Origin of the sequence: Actinomadura verrucosospora, from assembly GCF_039540335.1 — a bacterium.
Lineage (GTDB): Bacteria > Actinomycetota > Actinomycetes > Streptosporangiales > Streptosporangiaceae > Spirillospora > Spirillospora verrucosospora.
The window spans coordinates 91,904-102,179 of the sequence record NZ_BAABEV010000035.1; the positions used below are offsets into that span (position 1 = coordinate 91,904).

Here is a 10,276-nt window from a genome sequence, read left to right on the forward strand (position 1 = left end):
CCGTCACTCGCGGGCGCCGACGGCGTCGGCGGGGCGGGAGGCCATGGCGAGGCGGGCGGCCGGGAAGGTCGCGGCCGCGGCGAGCAGGAGGCCCCAGGCGAGGACCCCCAGGTGGCCGAGCGGCGGGACGTGCGGGGGGCCGTCCGTCATGCCCGCGCCGAACGCGGTGAGCGCGGCGAGGGCGACGGCCGTGCCGAGGACGGCGGCGATCACGACGACGGCCAGCGTCTCCCACCCGAGCATCGCCATGACCTGGCGCCGGGTCGTCCCGACGAGGCGCAGCACGGCGAACTCGCGGGCCCGGCCCGCGGTGGCCATCGCGAGGGTGTTCACCACGGCGATCGCGGTGAACGCGATGATCAGCCCCATCGCGACGTAGGCGACCTCGGCGTTCCCGGCCGTCCGGGCCTCGGCGAGCGCGCCCGGGGCCGCGACCGGGAGACCGCGCGGCGGGGCGCCCGCGATCAGCAGCGCGCCGCGGGGGTCGTCGACGTGGGCGGCCAGCAGGTCGCGGTCGACGGTGAGGTCGCCGAAGCCGAGGCCGCGCCCGTAGACGGCGATCACGGTGGGCCGGAACGGCGTGCCGTCCCCGAGGGTGAGCGCGAGCCGGTCCCCGGGCCGGACGCCGAGGCGCCGGGCGGCGGTGGCGCTGACCGCGATGCCGGAGGCGTCCAGGCGGTCGAGCGACCCGGCCCGGACGTCCAGGTCCATGGTGCGGTCGAGGCCCGCCGGCGTGACGCCCTGGACGCCGTAGTTCTCCAGGCCGACCCGGACGGTGCCGTGCAGGACCTCGGTCACGGCGGTCACACCGGGCGTCCGGCGGAGCCGCTCGGCGGTGCCGTGCGGGACCGCGGGGCCGGCGGCGTGCGCGGCGACCGTGCCCTCGCGCGCCTGCCGTGTCGCGGCGTGGCCGATCGTCGTCTGCGTGAACAGGATCGTCGAGGTCAGCCCGATCATCAGCGTCAGCGGGGTGACGACGGACGCCAGGCGCCGGGCGGCCGCGGCGAGGTTGGCGGCCGCCAGGTGCCCGCCGCCCGGCAGGAGCCGGAGCGGGACGGCGAGCCCGGCGACCGCGGCCCGGACGAGGGCGGGGCCGAGGAGCGCGACGGCCGCGGTCCAGACGATCGCGGTCAGCATCGTCACCGGGCTGGACGCCGCCTCCGTGTCGAGGTGCGCCAGCAGCGCCGTCAGGGCGGCGGCCCCGGCCGCGACGGCCAGCCCGGCCGCGATCCGGACGGCGTCGAGCCGGCCGCGGCCCGTCCCCGCGTCGCCGAGGGCCTTGACGGGCCGGACCCGGGCCGCGCCGCGGGCGGTGATCCGGGCTGCGGCCACGGCCGCGAGGACGGTGGCGAGCGCGGCGGCGAGCGGCGGGAACGGGCCGACGACGAGGTCCAGGTTGGGCGGCAGGGCGCCGAGCCCGCGGAACTCGTCCCGCAGCTGGAACGCCAGCGGCAGGCCGGCCGCCGCGCCGAGCGGTCCCGCGACGAGCCCGACCAGCAGCGCCTCGCCCCCGATCATCCGGCGGACCTGCCGCGGCGTCGCGGCGACCGCGCGCAGCAGCGCGACCTCGCGCTCCCGCTGCCGCACCGACAGCGCGAACGTCCCGGACACCACGAGGACGGCGACGAGCAGGGCCGTCCCGCCGAGGGCGCCGCCCAGGGAGATGAGCTTGACGCGGGCCTTCTCCGCGCCGAGGAACTCCGCCCGGCCCCGGTCGCCGCCAGTGTGGACGGTCGCCCCGGTGCCGCGCACGGCGTCCTCGACGGCCCTGGTGGAGCCGCGGGCGCCGACGGCGGTGACCATGCCGCCGCGGCCGGACAGGCGGGCCGCCTGAGCCGTCGAGAAGAAGACGGCGGTCTGGTGCGCGAGCGCCTGCCGGGTCACCCCGACGACGCGGTAGGCGCCGGGGACGGCGGCCTCGACCCGCACCGACGTGCCCGGGTGCAGGCGGCGGGCGCGCGCCGTGGCGGCGTCGACCACGATCTCGTCGTCCGCGGCCGGGGCGCGGCCCTCGCGGAGGGTGAACGGGGTGAGCGCGGCGGACTCCCACCCGTGGCCCCAGGACGGGCGGTCCTCCTCGGGGGCGCCGATCTCGGCGGGGAACGTCACCTCGGTGACGACGTCCCGGACGCCGTCCGCCGCCCGGACCCGGGCGGCGACGGAGGCGGGCAGCCACACGCGCTCGGCGAGCGGCTTGGCCTTGTGCTTGCGCTTGCCCTTCTTCTTGACGATCACCTGGTGGACGGACTGGTCGCCGGTGACGACGACCGGCGCCCCCGCGTACCGTTCCGGCGCGACGGAGCCGCGCAGGCCCGTGTCGAGCAGGACGCCGCACGCGCAGATCAGGGCCGCCGCGCACAGCAGCGCGGCGAACGCCCCCGCGAAGCCCGCCTTGCGATGGCGCAGCGTGCTGAGCACGATTCCGAACATCACTTCCACGCTCCCAGCCGGGTCATGCGGGCGGCGACCTTGTCGCTGGACGGGGCGTCCATCGAGTCGACGATCCGTCCGTCCGCGAGGAACAGCACCGTGTCGGCGTAGGAGGCGGCGACCGGGTCGTGCGTGACCATCACGACCGTCTGGCCCATGCCGTCCACGGTCTCGCGCAGCAGCGTCAGCACGTCCCGGGCCGTCATCGTGTCGAGCGCGCCCGTGGGCTCGTCCCCGAACACGACGTCCGGGCGCGTCACCAGTGCGCGCGCGATCGCGACCCGCTGCTGCTGCCCGCCGGACAGCTGCCCGGGCCGGTGCCCGGTCCGGTCCGCCAGCCCCACGCGGGCGACCACCTCCGTGAGCCACGCCTTGTCCGGGCGGGTGCGCGACAGGCGCAGCGGAAGGGTGATGTTCTGCTCCACCGTCAGGGACGACACCAGGTTGAACGCCTGGAACACGAAGCCGACGCGCCGCCTGCGCAGCTCGGTCAGCTTCGTCTCGTTCATGGAGGACAGCTCGGTGTCCCCCAGCCGGACCGTGCCGGACGTGGGCGTGTCGAGACCCGCGGCGCAGTGCAGGAACGTGCTCTTGCCCGAGCCGGACGGCCCCATCACCGCCGTGAGCCGGCCCCGCGGGAGGGTCGCCGTCACCTCCCGCAGCGCCGCCACCGCTCCCCTGCCCCGTCCGTAGACCTTGCTCACCGCGTTCAGGCTCACCGCGTCCATGCGCACCGCGTCGTTCATGCCCACAAGTCTTGTGACCTGCGGTTCCGGCCACCAGAGAGGAGATCACCGGCCACCCGTGACCTCGTCATGGGTCCGGGCGTGACGCCGTCCGGGGCGGTCGGCGCCGGCTGGTAGACATATGCCGTGATCAAGGTGCTTCTCGCCGACGACCACCACGTGGTGCGCGGCGCCCTCGCCGCCCTGCTGGGGCTCGAACCCGACCTCACCGTGGTGGCCGAGGTCGAGCGCGGGGACGAGGTGCTGCCCGCGGCCCGCTCGACCCGTCCCGACGTCGCCGTGCTGGACATCGACATGCCGGGCCTGGACGGCCTCGCGGCCGCGGCGGCGCTGCGCGAGGCCCTCCCCGACACCGCGACGCTGATGCTCACCGGGCACGGCAAGCCCGGCCACCTGCGCCGCGCCCTGACGGCGGGGGTCAGCGGCTTCCTGCTGAAGACGGCGCCGCCGGACGAGCTGGCCGCCGGCATCCGGAAGGTCGCCGCCGGGGAGCGGGTCCTCGACCCGAACCTCGCGCTCACCGCCTGGGACCTCGCCGACAACCCGCTCACCCCGCGCGAGACCGACGTGCTGCGGCTCGCGGCGGAGGGCGCGGAGGCCCCGGAGATCGCCGGGCGGCTCCACCTGTCCGCCGGGACGGTGCGCAACTACCTGACGGCCGCCGTCACCAAGCTCAACGCCCGCAGCCGCACCGACGCCGCGCGCATCGCACGCGAAGCGGGCTGGCTCTAGCCGATCCTCGCCTCCAGCCGGAAGCATCCCTTTCCGTCGGCGCGCGCGCTGAGCGTTCCGCCCGCCGAGGCGAGCCGCGTGGTCAGGTTCCCGATGCCGGCGCCGGGCGCCGTCCGGGGGGCCGCCGGGTCGAGCCCGTCGTTCTCCACGACCAGCCAGACGGCGGCGCCGTCCTCCCCGGTCGCGATGGTGCAGCGGGTGGCGGCGCTGTGGCGGAGCACGTTGGTCACCGCCTCGCGCAGGACCGTGCCGAGCACCGCCGACACGCGCCCGTCCAGGACCGGGTGCCCGAGGACGGTCTCGACCTCGACCCCGGCGGCGGCGAGCACCGACCGCGCCGACGCCGCCTCACCGTCCAGCGCGAGTTCGGCGTCCCCGCCGGTCGCGGTGCGCAGGTCCGCGCGGGCCTGCTCGGCCATGGCGACGACCTCGGCGAGCTCCGCGCGGGCGCGGTCCGGGTCCGCCCCGGCGAGCCGGCGGGCCAGCTCGCACCTGAGGAGGATCGCCGCCAGGCTGTGCCCGAGCAGGTCGTGCAGGTCCCGGGCGGCCCGCAGCCGCTCCTGGACGGTCGCCGCCCTCGCCAGCTCGTCCCCGGCGGCCCGCAGGTCCCGCACCAGGCGCGCCAGCCGGACGAGCCCGTACACCACCAGGCCCGTCACCAGCGTGCTGACCACGTAGTTGGCGACGGCCGCCGCGCCGAGCCCGAGGGCCCGCGCGGCGGCGCCGGTCACCGCCATGGACGCCGCCACGAGCGGGACGGCGGCCCACGCGGGGAGCCCCACCAGGAACGTCCCGGCGAGGAACCCGGCGACGCCCAGCCACGCCTTCCCGAAGACGGCGAGAGGGGCGAAGCAGAGGACGGCCAGGACCGGCGGCCACCACCGGGGCCGCCCGCGCCCGGCCCAGAGCAGCTCCACCGCCGAGATCAGCGCCAGCCCCGCCGCGGCGGCCGGCCACCGCGGCCCCCACGGGACCAGCAGCAGCCCCTTGACGGAGAACCCCGCCAGGACCGCGGCCAGCAGCGCGAGCGAGAGCCGGTAGGCCGCCCGGTCGGGCAGGCTCACGGTGCGGTCCCCCGCCGCGACGGCGGCCTCCACCGCGAACCGGCCGTCCCCGTCCAGGCCGGCCGAGAAGGTCCCGCCCGCCGCGCGCACCCGTTCCGCCGCCTGCTCCAGGCCCTCCGCGCCGCGCTCGGCCGTGCGGACGCCGTCGTTGACCACCCGCAGCCCGACCAGGCCGCCCCGCTCCGACGTCGCGATCAGGCAGGTCCGTGCGGAACCGGCGCGCACCACGTCCGTCACCGCCTCGCGCAGGACCGTCGCCAGCAGCGCCCCGGCCGGGCCGAGCGGCTCCCGGTGGCCCTCGCGCACCTCGGCCCGGACGTCCGCCGCCTCCAGCAGCGCCCGCGCCGCCGCCATCTCGGGGGCCAGCGACATGCTCCGCAGCCCCGCCGCGGCCGTGCGCGCCCTGTTCAGCGACTCCCTGGCCACCGCCAGCACGTCCGCGACGGCCTCCGGGCGGTCGAGGGCGCGCCGGCTGCCGGCCGAGATCGCCCGCAGGCCGTCGCCGAGCCCGCCGTCCAGCTCCGCCGCGATCCGCAGCCGCTCCCGTTCCACGGCCGCCACGGTGAGGGGCAGCCGGGCCGCCGCGACGTCGTCCGCCCGGTCGGCCAGCCGCACCAGCCCGTAGACGACGAGCCCGGTCAGCAGGCAGCTGATCGTGACGTCGGCGCTCGCGCCGCCGCGCAGGGCGTCCGCGAGCGCCGCGCTCGCCAGGACGCAGGCGGCGGCCGGCCAGGCGCCCGCGAGCAGCAGCGACCCGACGACGAAGCCGAGGATCCCCGCCGACGTCCCGAACGCGACGACGCCCGCGTAGGCGGCGGCCGCCTGCGCGGCCAGGCACCATCCGCCGCGCCATCGCCGCCAGCGCGGCACGACCTGGACGAACTGGGCCAGCAGGACCACCAGCACGAGGGCGGTCGCCGCGGCCGCCCGCGCGGCGCCCTCAGTCCGCGAGGGCGCCGCCAGCGCGTACACCGCGGCGAACGAGGCGAGCACCACCCCGACGATCACCCGTGCCGACCGCGGCCCCGCCGGTACCGCCCCTGCCACCCGTCCCCCGCTTCCCGTCCCCCGCTTCCCGGCCCCTGCTTCCCGTCCCGAGGGCCGCCGTCCCCGCCGCCCGCGCCCGCGAGTCCGGGCCACGGCGGCGGGTGCCAGGGTACGAGGTCGTCGAGAACGTGACCGTCCGGGACGCCCTCCCGGCGCAGCTGTGGCGGCGCGACGACGTGCTGCGGCCGTTCGGCTTCTTCCGGCTGGTCAGGGCGGTCGTCCGGAATGGCCGGTGATTTCGCCGATGTCGGCGGACGCGGCGCGGGCCGAGAATGTGCGTCCCGGAGCCGGGTGACCGGCCCCGCCCCGTTTCCGGAGCCGCCCCTCGGCTCCGCCCCCCGGAACAGGAGCGAACCGACGTGCCCACCCTCACCGCACGCGCGGCGAAGACGGCGCTGGCCGCGGCGCTGACCGCGGCCGCCATCGCCGTCCCCCAGACCGCCCGGGCCGCCGACAACCCCTACGAGCGCGGCCCCGCCCCGACGCAGCAGAGCATCGAGGCCCTCCGCGGCCCGTTCGCAACGTCCCAGACGAGCGTGTCGTCCCTGAGCGTCACCGGCTTCGGCGGCGGGACGATCTACTACCCGACGAGCACCGCCGAGGGGACCTTCGGCGCCGTGGCGGTGGCGCCCGGCTACACCGCCGACCAGACCAGCATGGCCTGGCTCGGGCCGCGACTCGCCTCGCAGGGCTTCGTCATCTTCACGATCGACACCCTCACCCGCCTCGACCAGCCCGACAGCCGCGCCCGGCAACTGGAGGCCGCGCTCGACTACCTCACGCAGCGCAGCACCGTCCGGACCCGGATCGACACGACCCGGCTCGGCGTGATGGGCCACTCGATGGGCGGCGGCGGGACGCTGGAGGCCGCCGAGGACCGGCCGCAGCTCCAGGCCGCGATCCCGCTGACGCCGTGGGACCTGCAGAAGAACTTCTCGGACGTGCGCGTCCCCACCATGATCATCGGCGCGCAGGCGGACACGGTCGCGCCGGTCGCCACGCACTCCCAGCCGTTCTACGAGAGCATCCCGGCGGCGTCGGAGAAGGCGTACCTGGAGCTGGCGGGCGCCAGCCACTTCGCGCCCAACACCTCGAACACGACGATCGCGAAGTACAGCATCTCCTGGCTCAAGCGGTACATCGACAACGACACCCGCTACGACCAGTTCCTGTGCCCGGCGCCCTCGCGCGACCTCACCATCTCCGAGTACCGGGACACCTGCCCGAACTCCTGACCCCGGTCGCCGACCGGACCCCCTACCGGCCGGGCCGCCCGCCTCCCCGCGCGGGCGGCCCCTCGGCGTTCGGGCCGGGCCCGCCGTCCCCGGGGCCGTGCAGCCGCAGCGCGCTCAGCGCGAGGACGAGCTCGACCAGGTCGCCGGGCCGGGCGAGGGTCCGCCCGGTGAGCCGCTCGATCCTGCGGAGCCGGTTCAGGACGGTGTTGCGGTGGCAGAACAGCCGGTCGGCCGCGCGGGCCGCCGAGCCGCCGCACTCCAGCCAGGTCTCCAGCGTCGTCAGCAGGGCGTCGCGGAACCCGGGGTCGACGTCCCCGAGCCCGCCGAGCGCGACCTCCCCGAGGCGTCCGGCGAGACGGGGCTGGGACAGCACGAGCGCGTCGGGGAGCCGGCGGTCCAGGCGGGCGATCTGGTTGCCGGGGCCGCGGCACGTCCGCAGCGCCAGCTCGGCGAACCAGCGGGCGCCGCCCAGCTCGGCGAGGCTGCCGACGACCGGGCTCACCCCGGCGTGCGACCGGGCGTAGGGGCGCACGGCGTCGACGAGGTCGTCGAGCTCCGCGGCGCCGAGCGCGACCAGCGCCACCTGCGCGTCGGTGCGCAGCCGCCAGATGAACCGCATCCCGCCGGTGTCGCCCGGCCGCCGGTTCACCCCGTCCCCGAAGCCGCCCTCCGCGCCGAGCATCACCACGGCGTAGCGGCCGGTCGCGGGCAGCCCGAGGACGGACGTGGCGGTCGCGAGCAGCCCGCCGTCGGCGCCCTGCCCGTCCAGGAGGGCGTCCACGATCGCCTGGACGCGCTCCTCGCTGCGCCGCGCGAGGTCCAGCTCCGTGCGGTGGTAGGCGGCGGCCGCCGCGCCGGACTGCTGGTCGATCGTGTCCCAGGTGCGGGTCGCCTGCCGGATCAGCGCCGCGACGTTCTCCGGGTCGTGCCGTCCGACGACCTCGACGACGGCCTCCCAGAACACCCGCCCGGCGAGCCGGTAGGAGCGCAGCAGCTGGTCGAGCGGCTGCCCCTGGTGCGCGCGCCGCTGCCCGAGCCGCCGCGCCCACTCCAGGTCGGCGCGGCCGCGGCCCGGGTCCAGGATCGTCTTGAAGCCGTGCCCGAGCCCGGTGTGGCACATCTCCCACACGTCGTGGCGGAAGGCGTCGTCGCGGTCGCCGCGGTCACCGGAGAGGATCTCGGCGGTGAGCCGGTCGGCGAGGTCCGGCAGCCGGTCCGCGAGCCGCAGCACCGCCTTGCGCATGATCGTGCGATCGGCGTCCACCTGGCCGACGTTCATCGCGGGCCACCTCCAGCAACGGGCGCGCCCCGCACAACGCGGGGGCCTCATCGTGCCACCACGGGGGCGCACGGGCCATCGTGGGACGCCGACACTGTGCGCGGTCACAACGGCCGCCGCTCCGCGTTGCGCCGCGTCCCCGAAACCGGAGCCCGCTCTGGACCGGTGCCGGGCGCCCGTGTTGCCCTAGGGTCCCCTTCCCTTTTTGAGACCCCGTCCAATAGGGCCTCCCACGGCTCGCGGGCGAGGGTGGTTCCCGCCGAGGAGGGACCGGCATGACACACGAACGGCTGCACGGACGCGAACGCGACCTTCGGACGATCGAGGCGATGCTCGACCGGGCCCGGGACGGGCACGGCGGCGCACTGGTCGTCGCCGGGGACGCCGGCATCGGCCGGACGGCCCTCCTGGAGGCCGCCGTGCGCGGCGCAGGCACGGGCTTCCGCACGCTCGGCACGACCGGGGTGCCCGGCGAGACCGGCGTCCCCTACGCGGGGCTGCACCGGCTGCTGCGCCCCCTGTCCGAACAGGTCGCCCAGCTGCCGCCGGCGCACCGGGACGCCCTCGCCGCGATCCTGTCCGGCGCGCCCCGCGCCGCGCCGTTCGTGCTGTTCACGGCGGTGTGCGAGCTGCTGGGCCGGGCCGCGCGGAAGGGGCCCGTGCTGTGCTGGGCCGACGACGTCCACCGGCTCGACGCGGGCTCGCTGGAGGTGCTGGCGTTCGCGGCGCGGCGCGTCGAGGACGAGCCCGTGGCGGTGCTGTTCTCCGTCCGCGACGGCGAGCCGGACGGGGGCGCGCTCGCCGGGATCCGGCGGCTGCGGCTCGCGCCGCTGGCCGAGGACGCGAGCCGGCGCGTGCTGCGCGACGCGCTCGGCGGCACGGCGCCCGACCTCTGCCTGGACGGCTCGGCGGGCGGCGACCTGACCGAGGAGATCGTCGACCTGGCCTGCGGCCGCCCCCTCGCGATCCGCGAGCTGGCCGGCGCCCTGACGTCGGGGCAGCTGTCGGGCGCCGCGCCGCCGCCGCGGGCGCTGCCCCCGTCCAGCTCCCTGCGCGCCCTGCACCGGGGCCGCTACCGCGCGCTGCCCTCCGGGGCGCGGCGCCTGGTGCTGATGACCGTGGCGGAGGAGTGGCTCGGCGCCGCGACGATGGAGCGGGCCGTCCGGGCGGACGGCATCGGCGGCGGCGACCTCGACGCGGCCCGCGAGTCGGGGCTGCTGCGGTTCGAGGGCGACGGGGTCGCGGTCCGCAACCGGCTCGTCCGGTCCTCGCTGTGGGCGGACGCGACCCGCGAGGAGCGGCGGGACGCGCACACGCTGCTCGCCGGCGTCCTGGCCCAGGAGTGGCAGCGGCCGCGGCGGCTCTGGCACCGCGCGGCCGTGACGGGCGAGCCCGACGACCGGCTCGCCGCCGAGCTCGCGGGGGCGGCGGACGCGGCCCGGCGGGCGGGCCGGTACGCCGACTCCTGGCGGATGTGGCAGCGCGCCGCGACCCTGACCGTCGAGCACGGCGCGCGGACGGACCGGTACCTGGCCGCCGCCCGGGACGCCTGGGCGAGCGGCCGGTCGCGCCGGGCCCGCGCGATGCTCCGCCAGGTCCGCCCGCGCGGCTGCGACGGGCCCCGCATCGCCCGCGCCGCCGCCCTGCGCCGCGACCTCGCGCCGGCGGCGGGCGCCCCCGCGGCCCTGGTCGTCCGTCATCCGCTCGCAGTCCCGCCCATCTAGTTCATGGTTTGACCATTTA

Annotated in this window: 8 protein-coding genes; 4 read left to right on the forward strand and 4 right to left on the reverse strand. The window is 77.5% G+C overall.

Translation table 11 applies throughout. The features are described 5' to 3' along the window. Positions 1-3 precede the first annotated feature (3 nt). The gene (locus ABD944_RS30435; protein WP_345182673.1) at positions 4-2,430 is read right to left on the reverse strand and encodes an ABC transporter permease; all 2,427 of its coding nucleotides are present in this window, start codon (positions 2,428-2,430) and stop codon (positions 4-6) included. After that, the gene (locus ABD944_RS30440) at positions 2,430-3,176 is read right to left on the reverse strand and encodes an ABC transporter ATP-binding protein (RefSeq protein WP_345182674.1); all 747 of its coding nucleotides are present in this window, start codon (positions 3,174-3,176) and stop codon (positions 2,430-2,432) included. The genes ABD944_RS30435 and ABD944_RS30440 overlap by 1 nt, the downstream gene beginning before the upstream one ends. Positions 3,177-3,302: 126 nt before the next feature. Here ABD944_RS30440 and ABD944_RS30445 point away from each other — a divergent pair, with 126 nt between their 5' ends. Beyond that, on the forward strand, positions 3,303-3,908 hold the full coding sequence (locus ABD944_RS30445; protein ID WP_345182675.1) for a response regulator transcription factor: 606 nt from the start codon (positions 3,303-3,305) through the stop codon (positions 3,906-3,908). On the opposite strand, the gene ABD944_RS30450 is transcribed toward ABD944_RS30445, so the two are convergent. Next, complete coding sequence (locus tag ABD944_RS30450; protein WP_345182676.1) at positions 3,905-5,980, reverse strand: sensor histidine kinase; 2,076 nt, start codon at positions 5,978-5,980, stop codon at positions 3,905-3,907. The genes ABD944_RS30445 and ABD944_RS30450 overlap by 4 nt on opposite strands. Positions 5,981-6,120: 140 nt before the next feature. Here ABD944_RS30450 and ABD944_RS30455 point away from each other — a divergent pair, with 140 nt between their 5' ends. Together ABD944_RS30455 and bdeA are read left to right on the forward strand one after the other, a co-directional pair. Continuing rightward, positions 6,121-6,255: a hypothetical protein gene (locus ABD944_RS30455; protein WP_345182678.1), complete on the forward strand. Its 135-nt coding sequence runs from the start codon at positions 6,121-6,123 to the stop codon at positions 6,253-6,255. Positions 6,256-6,378: 123 nt separating this feature from the next. Beyond that, positions 6,379-7,254 carry a bis(hydroxyethyl) terephthalate hydrolase gene (bdeA, locus tag ABD944_RS30460; protein ID WP_378190560.1) on the forward strand — a complete coding sequence of 292 codons (876 nt, stop codon included), beginning with the start codon at positions 6,379-6,381 and terminating at the stop codon, positions 7,252-7,254. Between the two features lie 22 nt (positions 7,255-7,276). On the opposite strand, the gene ABD944_RS30465 is transcribed toward bdeA, so the two are convergent. Next, positions 7,277-8,533, reverse strand: coding sequence for a PucR family transcriptional regulator (locus ABD944_RS30465; RefSeq protein ID WP_345182679.1), 1,257 nt, complete (start codon positions 8,531-8,533; stop codon positions 7,277-7,279). Positions 8,534-8,808: 275 nt separating this feature from the next. Here ABD944_RS30465 and ABD944_RS30470 point away from each other — a divergent pair, with 275 nt between their 5' ends. Continuing rightward, the gene (locus tag ABD944_RS30470; protein ID WP_345182680.1) at positions 8,809-10,257 is read left to right on the forward strand and encodes an AAA family ATPase; all 1,449 of its coding nucleotides are present in this window, start codon (positions 8,809-8,811) and stop codon (positions 10,255-10,257) included. The last annotated feature ends 19 nt before the right edge of the window (positions 10,258-10,276 follow it).

Coding starts and splice junctions, on each gene's coding strand:
- ABD944_RS30435 (WP_345182673.1), bottom strand. CDS start 2,430: ATGTTCGGAATCGTGCTCAGCACGCTGCGCCATCGCAAGGCGGGCTTC.
- ABD944_RS30440 (WP_345182674.1), bottom strand. CDS start 3,176: ATGAACGACGCGGTGCGCATGGACGCGGTGAGCCTGAACGCGGTGAGC.
- ABD944_RS30465 (WP_345182679.1), bottom strand. CDS start 8,533: ATGAACGTCGGCCAGGTGGACGCCGATCGCACGATCATGCGCAAGGCG.
- ABD944_RS30470 (WP_345182680.1), top strand. CDS start 8,809: ATGACACACGAACGGCTGCACGGACGCGAACGCGACCTTCGGACGATC.